The sequence below is a fragment of the Nonomuraea sp. NPDC026600 genome (genome assembly GCF_040638335.1).
Classification (GTDB): domain Bacteria; phylum Actinomycetota; class Actinomycetes; order Streptosporangiales; family Streptosporangiaceae; genus Nonomuraea.
Genome location: NZ_JBEZYD010000005.1, coordinates 1 through 22,383 on the forward strand (window position 1 = coordinate 1; position 22,383 = coordinate 22,383).

Below are 22,383 nucleotides of genomic sequence, written 5' to 3' on the forward strand. Positions count from 1 at the left end.
CCGCCCAGTCCTCCACCTTGATCACCCTCCAGAGTGACTGAAGGGGGTCAGTTTTCAGCCGTCGCCACGGGGTCAGTTTTCACCCGTCGTCGACAACAGGACACGCGGAGCTTCGAAGCCGGGTGAGAGTTTTCTCCATGTCTTCAAGTCGCCGCTTGTTGGGTGGCGGGCGGCCGGGCGGTCCGGGCAGGCGTGCGGCCTCTCCGGGCCGGTCCAGCTTGGCTACCCCGCCGCACATCGAACGAGGCAGAACTGTCGGCAGGAAACTCACCAGCTCGACGTAGGCAGGTCACAGTGCCAGCTGGACGTGCCGAGATAGCAAGGCTTGAAAGCCTATTTCTGCACCAAATCTCTACAGTGCGCCCGCTATTCGATCATAAGGATGTGCTTCTCTAGCTAGAGGCCACCGTGGCCCTGCTCGCGGGAGCATGTGGCAATTGGGGGTCCGTGGTTGACTGGCGCAGCGATCAAGTCGCATCCGGCGCGGGCGAAGATGAGAAACCGCTGGCCGGTCCTGGTCCTCATCGTCCTGACCGTCGTCTTCTCCTCAGGATGCGGACTCTTGGAAGTGGCCGCCGGTGGGCAGTTGTGTCAGAAACGGGCGGATTATGAGAACGCCCTTGTCCGGAAGGCTTTGAGCCCCGTTCTCTCCCAGGCGGGGCTGGTCGGGTCCATGGAGGACCAGAGCGACTGCGATTCCTCCACGTACGGGTCGTCTGTGTATGTCTCCATTGAGAATGTGAAGCCGAAGAACGTCGTGGCCGCCTTCGTGAAGGCGGGGTGGAGCAGCAGGCCGACCTCCGAGCACACCCGGGACTGCGCTGCTGGGTGCGACGCATACGACGTGACCAAGAAGTTCGGGGAGCGGGTCGTCGACCTGGCCGTCGAGGGAGCCCATAACGTGAAGATCTTGGCCTCGGCGGCCGACGACTGCTGGGATGCCGACGGCTACCGGTGCGTCGACGGGTAAGGGACAACGTTCCCGTGATCTGTACTTCCTTGTTGGGTGGCATGCAGAAGCGGCGTGGAGGCCGTGACGATCGCTGACGTCGGCGCTCGCCGTAGGTGACGTCCTGGAGCGGACTCGCGTCGTGCTGTTCGTGCTCGTCAAGCGGACTCCTCCGATCATGGTGTCACGACCGATCGTGGGCCCTACAGCCCGAGGGCGTTCGACGAGCGGTGTACGGCGACAACGCCTTAGACGATCACATGTCGCCAGCCCGCGACAACCGCCTGCTCTGCGGATGAGCTGCCTTCCTACTTGGGGATCAGGCGTCGTAGGAGCCGTCCCAGGGTTCGTAGAAGCCGATGGTGTCCGGGTGGATCTCGGCGTGTTCGATGTCTTCGAAGGTCTCAACGACGAGACGGAATAGCACTCTCGTCGACGGCCGCTCGGTTGTTGTCGCCTGTTCCGGCGCCTTCGATGTGGGAGCCGAGGTGATCTCCGCGAGCGTCGACGACTTCGGGTCCTGCCAGAACTGCTCTACGAGCGGGGCTAGTATCTGAAGCCGCTCTCAGCCGGAGGGCAGGACGCGTCCGCCCAGCTCATGCCATGTGAACCGGCTGGATATCCACTGCTCCAATAATCCAGGTGTTGATTAACTGGTGCGGTGACGATCACGTGCTTCGGTGCAGGCCGTCCGTGATCGGGATGATCGGCGCCGCGCCTCTCCTGAGGCTGGGTGTCTGGTATTAGCAATTGAAAGACTGAAGGTTGCCGCCTGAGGATGCCGGGATGAGACACTTCCGCCGGCCGTGGGATGAGGACCGTGGAGACGAGTACGCCAGTTGGGGGACGTCGATCTACTACCTGTCCATCGACGACACCGGAACCGCGCGTCAGCAGGTCGAAATGTACGCCAACGGAGTGGTCCTCGCGTACGACGAACAGCATGATGAGGACGAGTTCGGGGGGCTGACTTACGCGGATCTCGATCTGGAGGAGTTCGCGCCGTTCGAGATCACGCGGCAGGAGTTCGCCGATGCTCTGGCTGAGCTCAAGCCCATCAATCGGCGCCGCGGTGAATGACTGACAGGGGTGACGATCGGTGCGTACGACCGCGGACGTTCGCGGACTTCCGCCGACCGTTCGCGCAGGTCAGACGGCGTGATGGGGTCCCGGACCGGTGTACGGGCTCGCGCATTCAACTGTCGTTGGTTCTCCGCTGGGGTAGCGAACGGCGGCGCGACGTCGCGCGGGATCAGCCGCGCGCGCGGGAGCGATAGCCGGCGATTTTCGCGAGGTTCCCGCAGCGCTCCATGGAACACCACCGGCGCCGGCGCGCCTGGGAGTCGTCGAGGAACAGCAGCGTGCACCCAGGGTTCTCGCATTCCTTGACCCTGGCCAGAAGCGGGCTACCGACCAGCAGCACCGCGTCGCGCGCCACGCCGGCCAGCGCGGCGCGCACGGGATGCGCGGCATGCCAGCGCAGGATGGTCTGGGGTTCGTCCCCTTGGGTGCCAGGCAGGGCCAGCTGGGGGGCGAGATCGGGACGGGCAGCCGCTTCATTGACCCGTTGAACATCAGCCGGATCCGGGGCATGTTCGCCCATCGTGGCCAGCAGGAGCCGATAGAGCGCCTCACGCAAGGCGCGCGCGACGGTCAGGTCGTGCGCGGCGACGCGCATGTCGTCCTCGCCTGCACACAGCTGCGCCTGACTGATCCAGCGAGCCAGGGCGGCCGGGTCGGGCAGCCGCTCGATGGGAGAAGTGCGGCGCTTACCAAGAGTGGCGACGAAATTCAGGCACGGGCGCCCCCCGATGAACGGAAACGACATCTCTGGGTCGGCGGCATCCCTGGAAAGGGGCGGGGTCATGCATCGATCTTAGCAATTGACACCAGTTGATGCGGTGTCACATGATGACACTATATCAACCGGTGTCATCGAAGGGGTGGCCGCAGCCAGAAGGTGCCGCCGCCGTCGCTTCGCCAGGATTCCGCCCCGAACCACCACAGACCAGAGGAGACCCATCAGTCATGAAGATTCTCGTCGTTGGAGCCGGGGCCACCGGAGGGTTCTTTGGTCTCCGCCTCGCCCAGGCCGGGCGGGACGTCACCTTCCTCGTTCGCCCGCGCCGCGCCGAGCTCCTGCGCGAGCGCGGACTGCGTCTGACCGGTCTGGACGCCGATGACGTGCTCGTTCCCAAGCTCGTGACCGCGCGCGAGATCGCCGAACCCTACGACCTCATGCTCGTCTCGGTGAAGGCCGATTTCCTGCCGTCCGCACTCGGCGACGCCGCTCCGGCGGTCGGCCCGCACACCGCCGTGGTGCCTTTCCTCAACGGGATCGCGCACATGGACGTCCTGAACGCCCGCTTCGGCGCCCCCGCCGTACTCGGCGGCGTCGTGAAGGCCATTACCATGCTCGACGACGCGGGCGACATCGTCCAACTCGCCCCACTCGCCGCAATCATGGTCGGCGAGCAGGACGGCCGCTCCTCACCTCGCCTGGGCGCGATCGAGCAGACGCTGACCGGCGCCGGGTTCGACCTGAGCGTCTCTCCCGACATCATCACGGCGATGTGGCACAAATGGGTGTTCATCAGCACCCTCGGCGCGCTGACCTCCTTGATGCGCGGCGCGGTCGGCGATGTCGTGGCCGTTCCCGGCGGTGAGCGGCTCGGCCCGGCCATTCTCGCCGAAGCGGCCGCGGTCTCGGCTGCGGCAGGACACCCGGTCCCGGCCCCCCAACTGGACGCCACCTCGGCGGTCGTGACCGAGCAGGGATCGCCGGACACCGCGTCGATCTACCGCGACCTGGCCGCCGGCCGTCCCACCGAAGTCGAACACATCCTCGGCGACCTGACCGCGCGAGCACGGGCGCTGGGCGTGAACACCCCCCTCCTCGACCTGGCCACCCTGAACCTGAGAGTCCACCAGCAGCGGGTCACCTCCGCGCCGCAGGTCAGCCAAGGCCGAGATGCCCTGACCCCAGCTGTCTGCCAGCCCAGCCCGGCTTGAGACAGGGCTGTCGCCGCCACGTCGGCGCCGATCACCGCGCACCGCTGGGTGGGAAGGCGTCGGATAAGCCCCCCAGCGCCGTACGGTGAAATCTGAGCCGTTCCGGTACGGCAGTGTGCTGGTGAGGGCTCGTCGCGATCGACGCACCGGCGCGATCGTGATCGACGGCGGAACGTGACCACCTGGAGGCCGTCAGGAGGTGACCGCGACCTCGGGCCAGCCGTGCACACCCACGCCGATCCCGCCGAGGTACAGGTCGATCCCTGCGGCGGTGTACGGCACGGTGTTGTCCGGCAACTCTCGAAGTGGCGCCCATGTGAGTTCGGCGCATTTGCCTGGTTCGGCGTTCACCGGCTCGCTGTACCACCGCGAGGTGGCGAAGAAAACACCGATCCGGGGACGTCCTTCGGGAGACAAGTGGTGGACGACAGTGGCAGGGCGCAGGTCGTGCGGGTCGATGGTGACGCCGACCTCCTCGCGGGCTTCCCGGATGGCGCAGTCGATCACGGTTTCGCCCTCTTCGAGGTGGCCGGAAGGCAGGCAGTACCAGCCGTCGCGGTATCCGGTGCCCTCGCGCAGGCACAGCAGGACGCCGTCGGCGCGTTCGAGGATCACGTGAACGTCGATGGTCACCTGATACCGCGGCTTCATGGCACTCCTGCTGTCGGCTACGCGGCTTGGACGCGTGACAGTAGCGCGCTGGCGTGACAGATGATGGCGTGAACGGCGGCTTGCGGCGAAAACTCACTGGTGTCCACTCGGAAGATGGGGAAGCCGTCGTCGAGGAGTACGGCGGCCAGTTCGTCGTGCAACTGCACCTCCGGGGCGCTGGAGCCCGCGTGCTCGAACCGGGAATGTGAACCACGCTCGGCCAGGTGCGCCTCCAGCAGATGAGGCGCGGCCGTGACGATGACGGCCAAGTCCGGCCGACGGGCGGGCGCGTTGAGGTGGCCGACATAGTCGAGCCTTGTGGAGTTGCGCGAAGGTGACGGCATCCTCGTGCGGCGATCGTGTTCGCGGCCACCATGGGGTGCACCTGGCGGCAGGGTATGAGATCTCGAACCAAGACCTAGCCATAAGTGAGTCGCTGTGGGCCTTCCGCCATCTCCGCCAAGGTGATCCTTGGACTGATCTCTCTTTGAACATCTTGTCTACGTATTCGGATGGAATGGGCATCTGCATCGCAGTTTCGGCGGCTGGTCGAGCCACACATGCAGGACCCAACGAGACACCAAGCCACCTGGTCACGTAGAGTTGCTCCCATCATGGCGTGCGGTTCTTCCGCACGAGAGGGGCTATGCGCCCCGCGATGAGGAGGGCAGCCGGGTAATGCTGCTGAGTTTCCGCGTCAGCAATCACCGCTCGCTTCGTGACGAGCAACAACTACTACTAACCCCAACATATGGGGAAGATGATCTTGGAGGCGGTTGGGAAGCGGTCCCTGTCGCGGCGCTTTTCGGCGCCAATGCTTCCGGCAAGTCCAATGTTCTGGATGCTTTGGCATATATGCGCAACATGGTGCGCGGTTCCCTTCGAGAGAGCGAGCCTGGGACTGGGGTTTCGCGCCATTCATTCGCATTGGATCCAGCCATGCGCGATGAACCATCCACGTATGTTGCTGATATTGTCCTTGAAGGGATTCGATACACATACGGCTTCGCGGTTGACGACTCACAAGTGGTCGAAGAGTGGATGTTCAGCTATCCAAAAAAGAAGAAGAGGGAGATCTTTCATAGACGTGGCGACGATTATTCAATCGGCGACCAATCTCCTGCTTCTATGCACCAGGTGGCGGCGATCACGGAGTCGAACGTGCTGTTTCTCTCCGTCGCGGCACGCTCAAAGCAGGATTTGGTTCGGCCGGTCTATGATTGGTTTTCCGAGATAATTTATCGCAACCCCCAAATTCTTCGATTTTCGCGCCTGAGCGCACTTGTCGAATCTCTGGAGCGTTTCGGCTATCTGGAAAGAATGACATCTCTACTTCAGGCCGCAGATACCGGTATCGAATCTGCGGAGATCGTGGAGGAGAGTGATGCAGAGCTGGCCCAAAGGTCCGCGCTCATTAAGGGGCCTGGCGGCCATTCGCCTACACGGCGCAAGGATGTACTCTTCAGGCATCGAGGTGAAAGCGGCACGTTTCCGCTAAATCTGAGAGACCAGTCTTTGGGGACGCAGACGCTGTATGATCTTGGGCTCGGTGCTTTCGGATCGCTGGACACCGGATCGGTGCTCATCGTTGACGAGCTGGATTCAAGCCTGCATCCTTACTTGACGGCCCAGCTTGTAAGATTGTTCCGCGATCAAGATGTTAACGTGCACGGTGCTCAGCTGATTTTTAGCAGCCATGACGCTACTCTCCTCGGACGGATCCAAGGAGAAGAAGTGCTACAACGCGACCACGTCTGGTTCACCGAAAAGAATGAATGTGGCGTTACCGAGCTGTTTTCGCTTTCGGACTTCAAGCCGCGTCGTGAAGACAACCGTGAACGCCGATACCTGGCTGGTCGCTACGGTGCCGTTCCGATCGTCAGTGATGAACTCTTCGCTACCGCACTAGCTGAACGTCGAGAGGCGGACGATGTCCCCTCGAACACCTAAGAAAGGAAAGGGAGGCATTCGGACAGATACCGATCTTGAGCACAAGAAGAAGGGGACGCGGAAAGAGCGTGCGAGCTTCCTAATCCTCTGCGAAGGAAAGACTGAAAAGGATTACTTCGTAGGGATGCGGTCGCGACAGGGTCCTCATATTGATGTTGACGCCCCCAAGGTCGATCATCTTTCCATAATCCGTGAGGCTGTCGCCAGACGATCGGACGAGTACGATGCCGTCTGGTGCGTGTTGGACACGGAGTTGGATGAGGGTCTTACGTCTGCGCTGATAAGTGAGGCAAAACGTGGTTCGATTGACCTTTGCCTGTCGACCCCATGTTTCGAGGTCTGGTTGATCATGCATCACACAGACTGCACCCGATCGTTTCTGTCGGCGAACGAGGCGAAGCGCAGGCTGAGATCTGTGGCACCAGGCTGGAGCGAAGGGAATACTCGATTTTCCGATTTCCTCCATGGGTTGGATGCGGCCTGCCTTAGGGCTCGCCAGCTCGATCCGACCGGAGAAGACTTTCTAAGGAACCCTTCAACTAATGCTTGGCAACTAGTTCTGGCCATTCGACCAAAAGCATGATCCGATGTTCCCTGGACAAGATCAACGCCGTTGTGTTAAATCGCTGGGCTAGGCGTCAAGAGGTTGAAGAGACAAACGGGACTCCTGTAGATTAACTTTCGCCAGGGAGCGATCACAAAGGACGCCCGAGCGTTAGCGTCGGACGCCCCGTGGCGTGCTCTCATTCGAGAGCATCTCTGCCGTTTCGCTGGAGGAGCCATCGGTAGGGCGTTACCCCAAGGCGAAAGGCTCATCTTGCCGCAGGTTTCCCGATTATCGTGGTTGGCGCTGCCGGCATGGACGGCGGCTGTGGTCGCCGCCGCCTTCCCAACATGGGAGCTGTGGCGCGAACGACTCGCCAGTGAGGAGTTCGCCCGGACCCATGAGGAGCCCGACCGAATTTATGGGTACGTGTGCCAATTCAGCGGCGGACCGACACTGTCCCCGCTTGCCCCTCTGCGCCGTGATCTCGATGCGGTCATGGAGATCACTGCAGAGGGGGCGCTTCCGGCTCTCGTGGTCCTCCTCGGCCTCCTCGCGTGTCTCGCCCGCAGGGATAGTGGGGTAACAGCCCGGCGGGTGGCGGGACTCCTCGTCCTGATGTCAGTGACCGGACCTCTCGTCTCGCCGTACAGCGAGTCGGTGTCCTGCGGCGAGATGCTCCCGCTCCTCAGCACTACTTGGTTCAGGGTTGTGGCCGGCGCGTGGGGGACCACCCAACTGTGTCTGCTGATGGCTGCGGTGCTGGTGCTCGCAGCGTCGTGGGCGATACGTCCTTCCAGCGGAGAAGAACCGGTCCCGTCAGAGACCGGGATGGCATGGCGCCGAGCGGCGGCGGCTCTGGTCGACTACCTGATCGTAGCTGGGGTCCTGGGCGTCGTCGTGGGGCCGCTCTGGGCTGTGGTCGGCATCGGCCCCGGGTCTCACGTGGGGGCCGGACTTCTGGAGCATGTCGGCGTGTTGCAGAGCAGCGTGAGGCCCGCTGACCTGGCCATCCCGTCCGGGCTGTTCCTTTACTTCTGGGTGTCGCACGCCCTGTGGGGGCGGACGTTGGGCAAGAGGCTCCTGGGCGTGCGTGTCGTCGCCGCAGGGACGGGCGGACGGTTGGGCGCGGGCAGGGCGGCTCTTCGCACGCTGGCTTTCCCTCTCCTCGTTTTCGTCCCCGAGGTAGGGCTGCTGTGCCTTTTCGCGGACGGGTTGTGGATGCTCATCGATCCAGAGGGCCGTGTTATTCATGACCGCTGGCTGGGCGCCGCGGTGGTACGCGACCGGGCGAAGAACGCCCAGCCTCAGACGTAGAAGGGCTTTTCTTCTGGGAGCGCCCCCGTCGCCGACGAGCGGTACTTAGCATGATCGTCGGCGGCCCGACGCTGGAGACCTCTACGATGCCGCGTGTGGATCGTGACCAGATTCTCCTGACCCATCCCGGTACCTCGAAGCCCAAGTACCTGGAACTCCGGATCGACGGGGTTGAGCTGCACCGGAATTGGTGGGCCGGTACCGGGAAGCCTCAGGGACGCACGAAGTCGTTCGAGCACGGGCGCGCGGCGCGCGAGGCCCTGGAGAAGGTCGTCGCCGAGAAGATGCGCGACGGGTACGCCCTGCTCCGAGACGTCGCCGCAACCGAACCGGGCGACGTCGTCGTCCAGTGCGCGACGCGGGCGACGAACGGCGTCGTGGCGATCGCCCTGCACCCGGACGGCCACACCGTCGCGGTCGCTCGCGGCATCCCCGGCCAGACCGGTCAGGCCGGCGCCGATGTGCAGACAGTGGACCTGCGGACCGGTGCCCGCCAGGTGATGTACACCGATGCGTATCAGTACTCACTGATCCACACCATGGCGTTCGAACCGGACGGATCGCACCTGACGTTCACCGTCCGCAACACGAGCAGCATGGCGGAGGCGAGCTACACGGTGGCGCTCGCCACCGGTCATGTCCAGCGCCTGCCCTACACCCGACCAGGGTGGGACACCGCCCGCCAGCGGATGCTGGTGGTTGACAACGATCATGCGCTGCGAGTGCTGGGTCCGGACGGCGGTTCGTGCCTCGATCTTCCGGCGGGCAAGCGCTTCCAGACCACCGCCGCACTGTCGCCGTCGGGCCGGCTCGTCGGCCTCACCCACGACCCGGACAACCGCGATACGGAGTACGACCTCGAGATCTGGGATGTTGACGCTGGTCGCCGAGTGCTCGCCGCCCCGTTCCCCTTCCCAGCGGGATTCCAGGGGATCAGCCGCCGGTTCGACAAACTGGCGTTCGACGGGGCCGAGCAGATCCTCGTCGCGAGCGGCGCGACGTCAGGGTGCTTCGGCGTCTCGGTGGAATCCGGTGCCCTGTGCTGGGCGATCGAGGGCAAGCGGGATGGGTACGAGCGGTTGGCGGACTTCGCGCTGTCACCCGACGGGACCCTGCTCGCCGGCGCCCGCCAGGGTGGCCCGGTCATCGTCCACGACGTCGCGACGGGACAGCCGCTGGAGCCGCACTTCGCTGTACCCGGTGAGTCGTCGGCCTGGTACCAGGCGGTTGGTTTCTCCGCCGACGGCCGGCTTCTGGCGGTCGGCGATTACCCCGGCCGGGTCACGGTGTTCCGGTTCGACGGCGTGGAGTTGACCAAGCCAGGCGGTTGACGGCCCGTGGCGGCCGGATCCCCCGGCTCACCATCGACGACGTGCTTACCCGTACTTAAGAGTCTTGGGTTCGAATCCCGAAGGTGGCTCCAGCTCGAAGGCCCTTCCCGATGAAGTCACCGGACTTGACCGCTCAGGAGGCGTCCCCATAGCTCGTTGGCAGCCGAGGCGGACACCCATGCACTCTCGACGATGCCGGTCGAAGCGCCGACCGAGGTGCGCCGCACGAACCACAGGCCGCCCGCCGTACACAGCTCGAATTGCGGGTTCTGACCGATGCACGTGTGCTCGCGCACCCGTACCCGGTGCGCGCGTGGAAGGCTCGGTTCCCACAGCACCGACTCAAGCTGCGCCTGAGGAGCGGCTACGTGCATGAAAGCCCAGCTCAGATGGGCATGATCTGGTGTCGAGCCTGGTGTCAACCTTCAGTTGATGTTTGACGGTTTGGCATCGGCTGATATTCACACCGTGCCTGGATCTCGTAGTCGACGTGGCCGCCGGCTCGCAGCTGGGTGTTCTCCAGAACGACGGTGACGAGCACACACCGGCGAGTTTCTCTATCAAGAGAGCTCGTGCTTATCCATCGACGTGACAGACGCACACCCATCCAGGATGGGAGAATTCTGGTATCCCCACCCTGGCGAGGCTTCCATGACTGAGATCATTGTTGCCCTGATTGGGCTGCTTGGCGTGCTGATCACAGCGGTCTTCGGCTACGTACAGTGGCGCAAGACTCATCGCCATATGGTTCTTGGGAAGAGCCAAGCAGCGGTCGCTGCTCAATCACGGACCAGAACCGAGGAGAAGGTTCTTGGCAAGCAGCGCGCACGCCTCGTCGATCGGCTGGCCGACGACCTACGGCATGTGTCTCTGCTGAATCGGGCCAAGCCGCTCGACCTGGACAAGCTCTATGTCCAGCTCCGGATACACAACCAGATGCCACTGCGTTACGTGCAGCAAGAGGAGATTCGGGACCTTCGGGGCAAGGATTTCATTGACCTCCATCGGCTCACCCGCACCAGGCAGGAGGAGAAGGAGGCCGAACCGCTCACTCCCGAAGAGGCGCTGGCGAAGTTCCGCCGGATCGTGGTTCTTGGCGATCCAGGCGCAGGCAAGACGACCATGCTGCGCTATCTCGCGCTTCAAGCGGCGCGGGGGCAACTATCCGGTAAGGCGTGTCTGCCGGTCTTCGTCGAGTTAAGGCGCTTCGTGCGCATGGAGGTGCCCGATCTTCTCGGTTACGTAGAGCGTGCGTGGGCCGATCGGTACGGGGAACCGGACGCAGCCACTCTTGCCGACCACGTGTTGACCACGGGGGAAGGGGTGTTGCTCCTGGACGGTCTGGACGAGGTGCTGGGCGGAGAAAGCAGGGACGCCGCCGACCAGATCTACCAGCGGGTCCTCCAGGAGATCGACCGCTTGGCTGCGCGCTATCCCAACGCGCGGATCGCAGTGACCTGCCGCAGGGCAGGCTGGCGCGGGCAACTGCCGGCCTTCAGGACACTGGAGGTGCTCGACTTCGACGATGACCAGATCAAGCAGTTCATCACTCACTGGTTTGGGTCAGATCTATCGCGGGTCAACGGTCTGACCGAGGCGCTGGCTCGTAGCAATCGGATTCATACTTTGAGCAGTAACCCACTGCTCCTCTCGCTGATCGCAATTGTCTACGAGAGTGACCTCGAACTTCCCGAACGCCGATCCGAGCTGTACAAGCGCACCATCAGCGTGCTGCTCACCGAATGGGACGCGCACCGGGACATCAAGCGCTTCGCTCGCTTCACCAGCGATCGGAAACGCGACCTCTTGGAAGAGATCGCCTGGCACTTCCACCGCCAGGGCTTGGCCTACTTTCCCAAAGACGAGCTGCTGCTCATGATCGCGGAATTTCTCCCGACAATCGCCATCGATGCCGCCGACGCACCTCACATACTGGCAGAGATAACCGAGCAGTACGGCCTGTTGAAAGAGCAGGCGCACGAGATATACGGCTTTCTCCACCTGACTTTGCAGGAGTACTTCGCGGCCGAAGTGGCGACCAGGATCGGGCAGCCCGCCATCGATGTGATCAGTGTGGCCAGTCACGATCCATGGTGGGAGGAGGTTATTCTGCTCCTGGCCGGCCGCCTGCATGATGCGACTCCGCTGCTTCTCGCATTGCTGTGCCGCACCGAGGCACCCTCGCCTGGCGAGCCACTTGCAGTCAGCGACGACATGTTTCACAGTGATCTCTTTCTGACGGCCCGCTGCCTGATCGGTGTGCCCAGGGTTAAGGCCGGATGGCTGCGTGGACAAGTCATAGACGAGGTGAAAGCGGTGATGCTGAGGTCTCCGCACGCCTTCGTGTATAGAAGAGCGGGAGAGTTGCTCGCGGAGATTTGCCGGGAGGTCGAGCTCAAACCGGAGGACATCCCACCAGACCGCCGTGATCTGCTCGTCACTGGGCTCGGGCTCGACAAACGCAATTTCGTGGCGAAGTTGACCGTTCCTGTGCCGGGCGAGCTCGTTGCCTTCGCGGAGGTACTCGATCGCATGGGGCTTCCTGCCGGGTCGGATCCTGACGCTGAACTCCTCGCTCCACTTGCGCCTGAATGGCTTCAGCGGCTCGCACCCTACTTTGCTCACCCAGATGTCGGGGAGGCGCTGGGCGAGCTCATCGAGTCTGCGGGCACGGAAGGAGCCACAGCGGCGGTGCCGGCCCTTCGCATGTTACTTGACATTGCGATAGAGGATTCCCGCGCCGACGATCTCCTGGTGCCCTGTAGGAAGGCTCTCGTCCAGCTCGGGGAAATTCAGGTCGACGAGCTGTGGGCGCTACTGACTACAGGTCATACAAATGACGAATATAACATCGTCCACGAATTGTGCGAACTCACCAGTGACGGACTGTGGCGGCGCCTCCTCGACCACCTGACGGACGCTCGGACGAATCCTTACCATCTTGACGAACTCGGCAGAGAACTCGCCAATGCCCGCACCCCTGAGATGGTGCAGCCGATTCTGGAGCTCCTTGGCGACGAGAGCCTTCCATGGGTCGTCCGCTGGCCGCTCACAGAGGCGCTCGACAAGTTCGACACCCGCACGGCTCTACTGGACCTGCTGGACAATAGAGCTCTCCACCCCATGATGCGGATGGGTATTGCAGCTACACTGACCGTTCAGGGATACGAGGAATGCGTGCCGATGTTACTGGCCGCGATCAGGGAAGATTCCCTTGACCTGGGCGCCAGGACCAGGCACCCCGAGTCGCGATACCGCTACATAAAGATCTATGCTAATCCGCTTGAACGCGTCCTCGGCGCGCTGAGCAATTCCACGGATTCAACGATTCCTTCGACACTCCTCGCTTGCTTCGACATCGCGATCGTGACCGAACCTCCAACGAGCCGCAATCCCAGGATCTCCTTCAAGGCATACCAACTCGTCCTTGCGCTGGCGAAGGTGGCGCCGCAGGAGATCACATATCGGCTGCTAGACCTCATCCAGCGCCTTGACCCCATGTCGCACGCGGTAGGTGTCGACGCCCCACTCCGAAGCCTGCGAGAAGCCTTTCCAGCGGATTTGGCGGCCCACATGCTCAGCCGTCTACGCGGCTTCTCCCTGCCGGTTGGCGCGGCAGGCGATCTCGCTCGCCTGCTTGACACGGTTGGAGATCGCGCCGGTGATGTTGCCACGCTGACTCAGCTATCGGAGATAGCGGCGGACCCCAACCTCCTGTGGAACACAGAAGCCGCCCTTGTCGCCCTTGAGAAGGTGAGCAGGCGAGCGAAGATCCGCATCTCACCCGATGGGACCGTCCAGGAGAGCCCGACATCTTGACCGAAGGGCTCGAGCTCCGCCCGCGCACGCATCGCCACTGGTTGGCCAGACCTGCCGAGAAGAACGCGGAAGTGGTCGGCCAGCTTTCTGGGCAGGTTGGGTCAGTCGTCCAATTCCTCCACCGCCACCGTCTCGTCCGCGGGCGGCGGCTGGATGTCTACCTTCATCCCCCAGTTCGACAACCGGAGGTCTTCCACACAGGGGTAGTAGGGGTCGTCACCGGCGGACCTGTCGCGGCTGTCGTTCGGTTCGCGCCATGAGCTCCATGCTCTGCGAACGAGCTGGTCGCGGCCGATCCACAACCGCCAGGACACCTTCCAGGTGGCGTACTTGCCGGTGGGCCTGCTGCGGAAGCCGATGCGCATGTCCGGGTTCGCCTTGTAGAGCTGAGCGAAGGTGATGGCACCCTCGTAGAGGGAGGTGCGCACACCGTCGTAGACCCCGGCGGGCCGCTTACGCGTGGTGGTGGCAAGCACGGCTCTGAGTGTGGCCGGGTCGCTGAGGCTGACATGGCCGGACTTCAGGAAGAGCCGGCACGGCGGCCAGTCGTAGGTCACCCAGGTCTTGCCCGGCGGCAGCGGATCGTCGGTGTTGGGCTTGACATACGACTCGTAGCCGCGCTTACCGATGCAGATGTTGCGGGTGCCAGCAAGTGCCAGATTGGGATTCTTCAGGTCCGTCGCCACGATCTTGCCCTTGCCGAACCCCACGACACCGCGCACCGGCTTGACGGCAGACCATCCGCCGAACGAGTACATCCGAGAATGCTGGACGATCTTCACCCCGTGGCGCGGGACGAGCTGGCGCTGAATGGCGCCGGCCGGATCTACGACGGCATCGGCCCGCACAGCCGGACCTGCGGTCACCGTGGATGCGGCCATCAAGAGAACCGCCGCCATTCGTCGCCTCATCACATGGGGATCTTCGCAGCGGCGGATCTCATCAGAATCACATCTTGATCGATGGCTGGACCTAGGAGGGGCTAGAGGGCTGCCAGGCGGTCGAGGTCGGCACCTGCTAACAGGTGTCCTGACTGCAGGGGTCAGAGGCGGCCCGTCGCAGCGTCCAGTGCGTACACCTTGCCATCGGTGCTGCCGAAGTACACAAGCCCATCGACCACCACGGGACTGGACCAGCTGATGTCGCCGAGGGTGGTGTGGCTCCAGCGCTCCCGGCCGGTGGTCGCGTCCAGCGCATGCATCTTGTCATCGAAGCCGCCGATGTACACCACGCCGTCGGCCACCGCCGGACGGGCGTCGATCTTGTCTCCGGTGGAGTAAGTCCAGCGCACCCGGCCAGTGGCCGCGTCCAGTGCGTACACCTTGCCATCGGTGCCACCGACGTACACCACTCCCTTGGCCACTGCCGGGCTGGAGAGGACGGCGCCGCCGGTGGGGTAAGTCCAGCGCACCTGGCCAGTGGCCGCGTCCAGGGAGTACACCTTGCCATCGCCGCTGCCGATGTACACCACTCCATCGGCCACCGCCGGGCCGGAGTCGACGGCGCCGCCAGTGGGGCGGGTCCAGCGCACCCGGCCGGTGGCCGCGTCCAGTGCGTACACCTTGTCGTCGTCGCTGCCGATGTACACCACTCCCTTGGCCACTGCCGGGCTGGAGAGGATGGCGCCGCCGGTGGGGCGGGTCCAGCGCGCGCGGCCGGTCGCCGCGTCCAGGGCATACACCTTGCCGTCGCGACTGCCGACGTACACCATTCCGTCGGCCACCGCCGGATTGGAGTTGACTTCGCCCTTGGTCGCATGGGTCCAGCGCGCGCGGCCGGTGGCCGCGTCCAGCGCGTGCACTTTCTTGTCGCGACTGCCGACGTACACCATTCCGTCGGCCACCGCCGGACCGGAGTAGACGTTGCCGCCGGTGGTGTAGGTCCAGCCCACCCGGCCGGTGGCCGCGTCCAATGCGTACACCTTGTGGTCGCTGCTGCCGATGTACACGATTCCGTCGGCCGCTGCCGGGCTGGAGATGATGAATTCGCCGGTGGTGTAGGTCCAGCCGTTCGCGCGGATCGGTGCGGTGGAAGCGCCAGGTGCAGAAGGCGTGCCGACGACGGAGGCGGCCGTTTGCGGCCCTCGTGAAGCCAGTAGCCACCACAGCAGCAGGCCGGCGGTGATGACGGCAAAGGCCGCGGTGGCGGTCGCCGCGGTTCTCCGTCCGGTCCGGGCCCGTGACGTAATGGCGGTACGACTGGACTCACTCGGGGGTGGATCGGCGGGCCGGGTCGCCCTTGAAGAACTTGAAGAGGACGCCTGGCTTTGGGAAGCCGGGTTGCGGGTGAAGACAAGTCGGCCGGCGGTGTCGGTGCCACGCTGGTTGGGCTCAGGCAGGCCCCGGCTGTGGAGACGGTGGCGCAGATGCGGGTAGAGCAGGTCCAAGGTGAGCCACTTCGGCCCGCCGGGCAGGCCGGTGCGGACCAGGTCCAGAAGTTCGCCGGTGAAGGACGTGCAGGCGTTGGCCTGCCGGCCCGGCGGGGGAACATGAGCGGTGTGGTCGCTGGCGGTTAGCGTGTAGGCGCCACGGATGCCCGCGCTGTCGGCGACGCCCTCGGCGGACAGCGCCTGGACGGCACGGCCGGAGTAGCAGCAGTCCAGGATCACCACTTTGACCCGTGCGGGGCTGTCCAGCAGCGCTTGACGCAGGCGTTCGTACTCCAGGCCGGTGACGTCGGGATCGCCCTCGTCGGTGCCGGTCAGGGGCAGGCACAGATGCCCGTTCTGCAGGATGATCCCGTGTCCGACGAAGTACACCAGCAGCACATCGGTGGTGTCACGGGCCAGACGCCGCAAGGTCCGCACCAGGCCGGCCACGTCGGCAGGGTTGGGGATGAGGGTGATCTGCTCCGCCGGCCAGCCACACAGGGCGGGGTCTGTCAGGACTTGGTGCAGTCCTTCAAGGCTGTTGGCGGCAGCGGGTAAGGGCCGGAACGCCTTGTCGTCATAAGCCGAGACACCGATCAGGATTGCCTGGGAGCGGGGGTAGTCAGGCGAGCGGGGCGTCTCAGGACTCATCGGGCGCTCGCAGTACTTGGCGCAGCAGGGGCGCGATGTCCTGGTCTTTGATCCGCCGGGCGTCCAGTTTCACTTCGCCGGAGGCTTTGACGGTGATGGTGACGTCCGCCCGGCGGGTGGCCAGCCAGACGGTCAGCGCCCGTGACAGGGCCGCGACCGCGCCTGCTGAGCTGAGTGCCAAGACGAGCGTGTCCAAGGCCCCGCCCAGCTCGTCCTCCGCCGCCGGCCTCCGCACGACCCTCACCGTCCCGGTCAGCGCCCGCTCACTGGTCAACCATTGCCACAGCCCGGTGAACTCCGCTATCTCATCGCCACCTGTGAGCTGGATCTGTGCCTGCATCAGTCACCTCTATACCGATGGGACTATGACTCCCAGCAAAGCATGGGGAGTGAGCCCTTCACTGCGGATTGCATCAAAGCGTGACCAACTGACAGCAGACCGTCAATGGACGCAACGCCTTCGCTAAGGACGCCGAATGCCAACGTCCCGACGTCGGGCATCGAACCCGGCGAAAAGGACAAGGCGCCAAGGCGTACCGATCACCGTCAGTCGTGGGCTAGGTTTCGTGCGCGACGGACAGGAGGCTGAAGTGACCGAGACGATGGTGGCGCAGGTCATGGCTGAGTTGGCCGTGCTTGAGGACCCGAGGGTGCGCGAGGTGAATGAGAAGCACGGTGACGATCACGGTGTGAATCTCGGCAAGCTACGCGTGCTCGCGAAGCAGCTCAAGACGCAGCAGGATCTCGCGCGCGAGCTCTGGGAGACGGATGACACCGGGGCGAGGCTCCTGTCGATCCTGATCTGCCGTCCGAGGGCATTCGAGCGCGACGAGCTGGACACCATGCTGCGCGAGACGCGCGCCCCCAAGGTGCACGACTGGCTCGTGAACTACGTGGTGAAGAAGAACCCGTACTCCGAAGAGCTGCGTCTCGCCTGGTGTACGGACCCGGATCCAGTGGTCGTGAGTGCCGGCTGGGCGCTGACCACCGAGCGGGTGGCGAAGAAGCCCGAGGGCCTCGACCTCGCGGGGCTGCTCGATGTCATCGAGGCGGAGATGAAGGACGCCCCGGATCGTCTGCAGTGGGCGATGAACCACTGCCTGGCGCAGATCGGGATTCAGCACGCCGAGCACCGCGCCCGCGCGATCGACATCGGCGAGCGTCTGGAAGTGCTCAAGGATTACCCGACTCCGCCGAACTGCACGTCTCCGTTCGCGCCCGTCTGGATCGCCGAGATGGTGCGCCGTCAAGAGGTCCCAGCTGTGTGAGAAGACCGCCGGACCGCGGTGTGTGCCGTGGTCCGGCGGCTGTGGTTACCTACCAGTGCTGCTTGCCCGTTGGCCACGTCTTCTGCGGCAACGGCTGCTGCTTGAGCACGTTCTCCTCGGGTGTGCCCACGGCGCAGCGGGTGCCGGGCGGAGGCATGGTCAGAGCGATCAGGTACTGGTCGATGATGTCGGTCTGGCACTTGTCCTTGCCGTAGATGCGGTGTCCCCAGCCCTCGTAGGTGAGCAGCACAGCCTTCGGACCGAGTTGCCGCGCCGCGTTGGCGGACCACATGTACGGCGTGGCCGGATCATGCAGCGAGTTTCCCAGCAGGATCGGTGCGTCGCCTGTGTACTTCAGCGGGTGCGGTGGGTTGGTCGTGGTGGAGTTGAGGCAGATGGGCATGTCGTCGATCGGGTACGGGTGGTAGCGCACGTCGGGCGCCAAACGCTGGGAAACGCCCATGTAGAAGGCGTATTCGGCGTAGTTCCGCACCCGCAGGTTGTAGTCCTGGCAGAGGATCCGGGTGGGCAGTTCGGCGGTGTCGCCCTCCACGGGCCCCCGGCCCGGCAGGGGCGGGACCCAGGACGGCTCTGGGCCGCCGCTCAGCCAGTTGATGACCTCGCTCAGCAGGCGCCAGTCGGGCCCCTCGGTGCCGAGCGCGGCGTTGTAGATGACCTGTAGCTCGGTCATCGGGCGGTCCGGGGCGGTCGGGTAGTACAGCTCGCCGCGCCGGGCCTTGGCCAGCAGATCCTTCCACATCTGACGGACGTCACGCCCGTGCAGGATGCAGCTGGTGTCGGCCTCGCACCATCCCACGAACTCGTCGAAGGAGTCCTCGATGGCGATCGCCTCGGTGCTGAGGAAGCCCGCGACGCCGAGACTGTGGTCCATGTTGCTGTCGAGCGCGAGGGCCCGGATCCGCTTCGGGAACATCTCGGCGTACATCTGGCCCATCAGCGTCCCGTAGGAGATGCCGTAGTAGGTCAGCTTCTCCTCGCCGAGGGCGGAGCGGAGGGCGTCCATGTCGCGTGCGACGTTGCGTGAGTCGACGTGGTCGTACAGGGGGCCGGTGCGTGCCCGGCAGTCCCGGTGCAGCTTCTTGGTGAAGGCGTCCCAGGCGTTGTAGTCGGCCTGGCTCGACATGACGGTGTGCGGCATCTGGTTGTACACCGAGGCCGAGCAGATCACCGGGTGGCTGCGGCCCACGCCCCGGGGGTCGAAGCCGACGATGTCGAAGCGCTTCTGCAGCTCTTCGGTGTAGGAGCCGGGGGCGCCGTACACGGCCTCGACGCCCGACCCGCCCGGGCCGCCGGGGTTGATCACCAGGGAGCCGACCCGAGCTGTCGGGTCGGTGGCCTTGCGCCGGGCGATGGCCAGGTCGATGGTCTCGCCGTTCGGCTTGGACCAGTCGATGGGGACGGTCAGCTTGCCGCACTCGGCACTGGGTTCCTCCTCGCAGGGCGCCCAGGTGATGCTGCTCTGCCGGGTGGCCGTGGTGGTGCCGGCTTCCGGCTCGGTCGCCGCGGACGCCGCAGGAACAGGTAAGACCGCCGCCAGTGCCAAAAATGCGGCTGCGAGCAGATTTGTCCTTCTTCGCACGTTGCTCCAATCTTGGTCGGCCTGCACGCCCCCCGTTTTACGAGCGTGCGGCCAGTCTTGATCATGGCTTGTGCGGGACTTTGATGTGACTTGCACGCATAAATTTGCGCAAAGTCGACGCACCCAGGACGGACGGCGTTGTTCGCGCGGCGGTTCGAGGATCCACCTGGACAGATAGTCTTCGCATAGATAGTCTCCGCATTGACTATATATCGAGAGCGGGGAGCGCCACTGATGTGGACGTACGAGCACAGCATCGAGACCAATGCCATGCCCGAGGCGATCTGGCGCCTGTGGGCCGATGTCGAGAGCTGGGGAGCCTGGAACGCCGACATCGAGAGCACCCAGATCAGTGGCCCGTTCGCGGCGGGCGCTGAGATCGTGATGACTCCGGCCGGGCAGGACCCGGTGCGCCTGCGGGTCGCCGAGGCGACTGCCGACGAGCTGTTCGTGGACGAGGCTCGTATCGACGGCCTGCTCCTGCGCACTGTCCACCGGCTTGACCGGGGCGAGCGACTCCGCACTCGGGTGGTGTACCGGATGGAGATCACGGGTGCTGCGGCCGATGAACTCGGGCCACAGATCGGCCCGGCGGTCACCGCCGACTGGCCGGCCACCATGGCCGCCCTCGTCGAGCGGGCGCGCGGCTGATGGCTCTCAGTCCTGGCGAGAGCCCGGGCTTCCTGCTCTGGCACGCCACGCTGCGTTGGCAGCGCGACATCGCCGCCGCCCTGGTCCCCCTCGGCCTCACGCACGTCCAGTTCGTGCTGCTGGCCTGCACCTGGTGGCTCAACACCCAGGGGGAGCACCCCAACCAGCTGGCTCTGGCCCGCCAGGCCGGCACCGACGTCAAGATGACCTCGCAGGTCCTGCGCGCCCTGGAGACCAAAGGACTGGTCGAGCGCGAGGTCGATCCCGCCGACACCCGGGCAAAACGGCTGCGGGTCACCGCGGCCGGCGCCGAGCTGGCGCCCCGCGCGATCGCCGCCGTCGAACAGGTCGACGCGCGCTTCTTCAAGCCGGTGGTCCTCAACGACGCGGTCACCCTGCTCGCCCGCCTGGCCCACCCCGATTCCTGAGGCGCCCCACGGTATTGCGCCGTCACCCCGTCACCTGGTGGCTGACGGCGCCCGCGCGGTTCCGACCGGGATGCCCTCCGGGAGACAGGTGGTGAACGACGGCGGCAGGGCGCGGGTCGATGGCGACGCCGCCCTCCTCGCGGGCCCCGGACGGCGCGGTCGCATCAGGCGGGCCCTCCCGGGAAGATCCGGGAGGGCCTGGTGCGCCGTGTGGTGGTCGCTGCCCTTGAGGTGGTGGTCACTGCCAATGAGGTAGTGGTCACTGCCCCTTGAGGTAAGCGTCGGCCTGCTTGGCCATCTCGGTCTGCAGCTTGGCCAGGCCAGCCCGGTCGAGGGCCTTCTTCAGCTTGTCCAGCCCCTGGTCGACGTCGACCGCGCCGATGAACAGGGGATTGGCGAACTGCGTCATGGCGGCGGTGACCTGGGTGTTCTCCCGCTTCACCGGCTCGGGGTCGGGGGTGAAGCTGGCGTACGGGTCGATGGTGAAGTTGTCGGCCTGCTGCGCCCAGTCGAACCAGGCCGCCTCGGACGCGGTCATGTCCTTGATCCGGCGCTCCAGCTTGGCCCGCCAGGAGAGCGCGAAGCCCGGGAAGGTGTAGGTGGACAGCATCTCGTACTTGTCGTCGCCGACGGGGTTCCAGTCCTTGCCCTGGATGCCGTACGTGATCAGGTCGTGGTTCTCCTTGATCGACAGCCAGTCCTCCAGTTGCAGGGCCTTCTCGTTGCTCTGCCCCTTGGCGTTGAGCACGAGGAAGTTGTCGGCCTGGAAGGTCTGGTACGGCTTGGCGTCCTTGCCGCCCTTGAGCGGGATCACGTTGGACAGCATCGCACCGGGGACGTTCTTGGTCAGCTCGGGCAGCATCTGCGAGGTCAGGCCGTCGGTCATGGCCCATCCCGTGGCGATGCGGCCCGCCTTGAACTGGGATTCGAGCGCCTTGGAGTCCACAGTGAGCGCGTTCTTGTTGATCAGACCGTCCTGGTAGTACTTGCGTACCAGGCGGAGCGCGTCCATCATGCCCGGCGCCTCCCAGAACGGCACCGGGTTGGCGGAGCCGGTCTGCTTGCCGTCGGCGGCGAGGACGAAGGCGAGCGATTCGCCGGTGAAGGACGAGATGCTCGTGCGGGGGTTCTCCCACATGGAGGGGTTGAGCCAGCCGACCGGGTTCCACGCGACCAGCAGTTTGGGCATGCGGGAGTTGACCCCGATCGGGGTGATGCCCTTTTCCTTCTGCTTGACGTCGTACCAGAACTTCTCCAGGCCGGCGAAGTCGGTGATCTCGCTCATGCCGTACCTGTCGGCCAGATCCTGGCGGATGGCGAAGTGGTGGAAGCGGGCGACCGAGTTGATCTGCGGCAGGCCGTACAGCTTGCCGCTCCACCGGTTCAGCTCGATGATCTTGGGGTCTATGGTGGCGGTCAGGTTGGGGTACTTGCCGCTGCTGAGCAGGGAGCTCAGCTCCACGATCGAGCCGCTGGCGGCGAGCTGGGTCATGTTGAGCCAGCGGGCCTGCAGCGCGGTGTCGAAGCTCTCGCCGGCGGTGAACTTCAGCAGCGCCTGCTGGCCGTAGTTGGCCCACGGGATGAACTGCGGCTTGATGGTGAAGCCCTGGTCGGCCTGGAGCTTCTTGTTGACCTCGGCCAGGACGGCGTCCCAGCCGGCCGGCACGTCGCCGGGGAGCAGCAGGCTGAGCGTGAGCGCCTTGCCGGGCGCGCTGCTCTGGCCGCCCTTCGGCTGCTGCGACGAGGAGCAGCCGGCACCGGCGAAGAGCGCGGCGAGGGTGAGGCCACCTCCGACGCTCAGCAGGCCGCGCCGAGACAGGTTCTGATCAGACACGGTGTCTCCT

The 22,383-nt window shown here is 64.8% G+C and carries 20 protein-coding genes; 11 read left to right on the forward strand and 9 right to left on the reverse strand.

Annotated features, from left to right (window positions below):
- Window positions 1–451: 451 nt before the first annotated feature.
- On the forward strand, window positions 452–970 hold the full coding sequence (locus tag AB0F17_RS12945; RefSeq protein ID WP_358020886.1) for a hypothetical protein: 519 nt from the start codon (window positions 452–454) through the stop codon (window positions 968–970).
- 765 nt (window positions 971–1,735) lie between these two features.
- On the forward strand, window positions 1,736–2,029 hold the full coding sequence (locus AB0F17_RS12950) for a hypothetical protein (RefSeq protein ID WP_358020889.1): 294 nt from the start codon (window positions 1,736–1,738) through the stop codon (window positions 2,027–2,029).
- Window positions 2,030–2,201: 172 nt separating this feature from the next.
- Here the strand turns inward: AB0F17_RS12950 and AB0F17_RS12955 are convergent, their stop codons facing one another.
- Window positions 2,202–2,816, reverse strand: a complete 615-nt coding sequence (locus AB0F17_RS12955) for an ABATE domain-containing protein (protein WP_358020892.1) — start codon at window positions 2,814–2,816, stop codon at window positions 2,202–2,204.
- A gap of 161 nt (window positions 2,817–2,977) precedes the next feature.
- Between AB0F17_RS12955 and AB0F17_RS12960 the strand changes: the two genes are divergently transcribed.
- Entirely contained in the window at window positions 2,978–3,961 is a 984-nt protein-coding gene (locus AB0F17_RS12960; RefSeq protein WP_358020895.1) for a 2-dehydropantoate 2-reductase, read from the forward strand.
- Window positions 3,962–4,153: 192 nt separating this feature from the next.
- Here AB0F17_RS12960 and AB0F17_RS12965 read toward each other — a convergent pair whose 3' ends face one another.
- Window positions 4,154–4,612 carry an NUDIX domain-containing protein gene (locus AB0F17_RS12965; protein ID WP_358020898.1) on the reverse strand — a complete coding sequence of 153 codons (459 nt, stop codon included), beginning with the start codon at window positions 4,610–4,612 and terminating at the stop codon, window positions 4,154–4,156.
- 17 nt (window positions 4,613–4,629) lie between these two features.
- A complete protein-coding gene (locus AB0F17_RS12970; RefSeq protein WP_358020901.1) occupies window positions 4,630–4,956 on the reverse strand; it encodes a hypothetical protein in 327 nt (108 codons plus the stop codon).
- Between the two features lie 334 nt (window positions 4,957–5,290).
- Here AB0F17_RS12970 and AB0F17_RS12975 point away from each other — a divergent pair, with 334 nt between their 5' ends.
- The 4 genes from AB0F17_RS12975 to AB0F17_RS12990 all read left to right on the forward strand — a co-directional run bounded on the left by AB0F17_RS12975 (window position 5,291) and on the right by AB0F17_RS12990 (window position 9,754).
- Window positions 5,291–6,562: an ATP-binding protein gene (locus tag AB0F17_RS12975; protein WP_358020904.1), complete on the forward strand. Its 1,272-nt coding sequence runs from the start codon at window positions 5,291–5,293 to the stop codon at window positions 6,560–6,562.
- The gene (locus tag AB0F17_RS12980; protein ID WP_358020906.1) at window positions 6,543–7,145 is read left to right on the forward strand and encodes an RloB family protein; all 603 of its coding nucleotides are present in this window, start codon (window positions 6,543–6,545) and stop codon (window positions 7,143–7,145) included. Before AB0F17_RS12975 ends, AB0F17_RS12980 begins: the two co-directional genes overlap by 20 nt.
- Window positions 7,146–7,604: 459 nt before the next feature.
- Window positions 7,605–8,423 (forward strand): RDD family protein, encoded by an 819-nt coding sequence (locus AB0F17_RS12985; RefSeq protein ID WP_358020908.1) that lies wholly within the window; start codon window positions 7,605–7,607, stop codon window positions 8,421–8,423.
- 95 nt (window positions 8,424–8,518) lie between these two features.
- Window positions 8,519–9,754: a hypothetical protein gene (locus AB0F17_RS12990; RefSeq protein WP_358020910.1), complete on the forward strand. Its 1,236-nt coding sequence runs from the start codon at window positions 8,519–8,521 to the stop codon at window positions 9,752–9,754.
- A 116-nt stretch (window positions 9,755–9,870) separates the two neighbouring features.
- Here AB0F17_RS12990 and AB0F17_RS12995 read toward each other — a convergent pair whose 3' ends face one another.
- On the reverse strand, window positions 9,871–10,128 hold the full coding sequence (locus AB0F17_RS12995; protein WP_358020913.1) for a hypothetical protein: 258 nt from the start codon (window positions 10,126–10,128) through the stop codon (window positions 9,871–9,873).
- 277 nt (window positions 10,129–10,405) lie between these two features.
- Here AB0F17_RS12995 and AB0F17_RS13000 point away from each other — a divergent pair, with 277 nt between their 5' ends.
- Window positions 10,406–13,573: an NACHT domain-containing protein gene (locus AB0F17_RS13000; protein WP_358020916.1), complete on the forward strand. Its 3,168-nt coding sequence runs from the start codon at window positions 10,406–10,408 to the stop codon at window positions 13,571–13,573.
- 101 nt (window positions 13,574–13,674) lie between these two features.
- Here AB0F17_RS13000 and AB0F17_RS13005 read toward each other — a convergent pair whose 3' ends face one another.
- From AB0F17_RS13005 to AB0F17_RS13015, 3 genes are all read right to left on the reverse strand, one after another.
- Complete coding sequence (locus tag AB0F17_RS13005) at window positions 13,675–14,472, reverse strand: hypothetical protein (RefSeq protein ID WP_358020919.1); 798 nt, start codon at window positions 14,470–14,472, stop codon at window positions 13,675–13,677.
- Window positions 14,473–14,615: 143 nt separating this feature from the next.
- Window positions 14,616–16,592, reverse strand: coding sequence for a PQQ-binding-like beta-propeller repeat protein (locus AB0F17_RS13010; protein WP_358020922.1), 1,977 nt, complete (start codon window positions 16,590–16,592; stop codon window positions 14,616–14,618).
- Entirely contained in the window at window positions 16,582–16,932 is a 351-nt protein-coding gene (locus AB0F17_RS13015; RefSeq protein WP_358020925.1) for a hypothetical protein, read from the reverse strand. The genes AB0F17_RS13010 and AB0F17_RS13015 overlap by 11 nt, the downstream gene beginning before the upstream one ends.
- Before the next feature lie 250 nt (window positions 16,933–17,182).
- On the opposite strand from AB0F17_RS13015, the gene AB0F17_RS13020 reads away from it, so the two are divergent.
- Window positions 17,183–17,860 carry a DNA alkylation repair protein gene (locus tag AB0F17_RS13020; RefSeq protein ID WP_358020928.1) on the forward strand — a complete coding sequence of 226 codons (678 nt, stop codon included), beginning with the start codon at window positions 17,183–17,185 and terminating at the stop codon, window positions 17,858–17,860.
- Between the two features lie 49 nt (window positions 17,861–17,909).
- Here AB0F17_RS13020 and AB0F17_RS13025 read toward each other — a convergent pair whose 3' ends face one another.
- Complete coding sequence (locus AB0F17_RS13025; protein ID WP_358020931.1) at window positions 17,910–19,460, reverse strand: alpha/beta fold hydrolase; 1,551 nt, start codon at window positions 19,458–19,460, stop codon at window positions 17,910–17,912.
- A 234-nt stretch (window positions 19,461–19,694) separates the two neighbouring features.
- Here AB0F17_RS13025 and AB0F17_RS13030 point away from each other — a divergent pair, with 234 nt between their 5' ends.
- Both AB0F17_RS13030 and AB0F17_RS13035 read left to right on the forward strand, forming a co-directional pair.
- Entirely contained in the window at window positions 19,695–20,111 is a 417-nt protein-coding gene (locus AB0F17_RS13030) for a hypothetical protein (protein ID WP_358020934.1), read from the forward strand.
- Window positions 20,111–20,539 (forward strand): MarR family transcriptional regulator, encoded by a 429-nt coding sequence (locus AB0F17_RS13035; protein WP_358020937.1) that lies wholly within the window; start codon window positions 20,111–20,113, stop codon window positions 20,537–20,539. Before AB0F17_RS13030 ends, AB0F17_RS13035 begins: the two co-directional genes overlap by 1 nt.
- A gap of 259 nt (window positions 20,540–20,798) precedes the next feature.
- Here AB0F17_RS13035 and AB0F17_RS13040 read toward each other — a convergent pair whose 3' ends face one another.
- Entirely contained in the window at window positions 20,799–22,373 is a 1,575-nt protein-coding gene (locus AB0F17_RS13040) for a DUF3502 domain-containing protein (protein WP_358020940.1), read from the reverse strand.
- Window positions 22,374–22,383: the final 10 nt, after the last annotated feature.

Coding starts and splice junctions, on each gene's coding strand:
- AB0F17_RS12995 (WP_358020913.1), bottom strand. CDS start 10,128: ATGCACGTAGCCGCTCCTCAGGCGCAGCTTGAGTCGGTGCTGTGGGAA.
- AB0F17_RS12955 (WP_358020892.1), bottom strand. CDS start 2,816: ATGACCCCGCCCCTTTCCAGGGATGCCGCCGACCCAGAGATGTCGTTT.
- AB0F17_RS12975 (WP_358020904.1), top strand. CDS start 5,291: ATGCTGCTGAGTTTCCGCGTCAGCAATCACCGCTCGCTTCGTGACGAG.
- AB0F17_RS12980 (WP_358020906.1), top strand. CDS start 6,543: ATGTCCCCTCGAACACCTAAGAAAGGAAAGGGAGGCATTCGGACAGAT.
- AB0F17_RS12960 (WP_358020895.1), top strand. CDS start 2,978: ATGAAGATTCTCGTCGTTGGAGCCGGGGCCACCGGAGGGTTCTTTGGT.
- AB0F17_RS12965 (WP_358020898.1), bottom strand. CDS start 4,612: ATGAAGCCGCGGTATCAGGTGACCATCGACGTTCACGTGATCCTCGAA.
- AB0F17_RS13015 (WP_358020925.1), bottom strand. CDS start 16,932: ATGCAGGCACAGATCCAGCTCACAGGTGGCGATGAGATAGCGGAGTTC.
- AB0F17_RS13005 (WP_358020919.1), bottom strand. CDS start 14,472: ATGGCGGCGGTTCTCTTGATGGCCGCATCCACGGTGACCGCAGGTCCG.
- AB0F17_RS13010 (WP_358020922.1), bottom strand. CDS start 16,592: ATGAGTCCTGAGACGCCCCGCTCGCCTGACTACCCCCGCTCCCAGGCA.
- AB0F17_RS12985 (WP_358020908.1), top strand. CDS start 7,605: ATGGAGATCACTGCAGAGGGGGCGCTTCCGGCTCTCGTGGTCCTCCTC.
- AB0F17_RS12970 (WP_358020901.1), bottom strand. CDS start 4,956: ATGCCGTCACCTTCGCGCAACTCCACAAGGCTCGACTATGTCGGCCAC.
- AB0F17_RS13030 (WP_358020934.1), top strand. CDS start 19,695: ATGTGGACGTACGAGCACAGCATCGAGACCAATGCCATGCCCGAGGCG.
- AB0F17_RS12950 (WP_358020889.1), top strand. CDS start 1,736: ATGAGACACTTCCGCCGGCCGTGGGATGAGGACCGTGGAGACGAGTAC.
- AB0F17_RS13035 (WP_358020937.1), top strand. CDS start 20,111: ATGGCTCTCAGTCCTGGCGAGAGCCCGGGCTTCCTGCTCTGGCACGCC.
- AB0F17_RS13000 (WP_358020916.1), top strand. CDS start 10,406: ATGACTGAGATCATTGTTGCCCTGATTGGGCTGCTTGGCGTGCTGATC.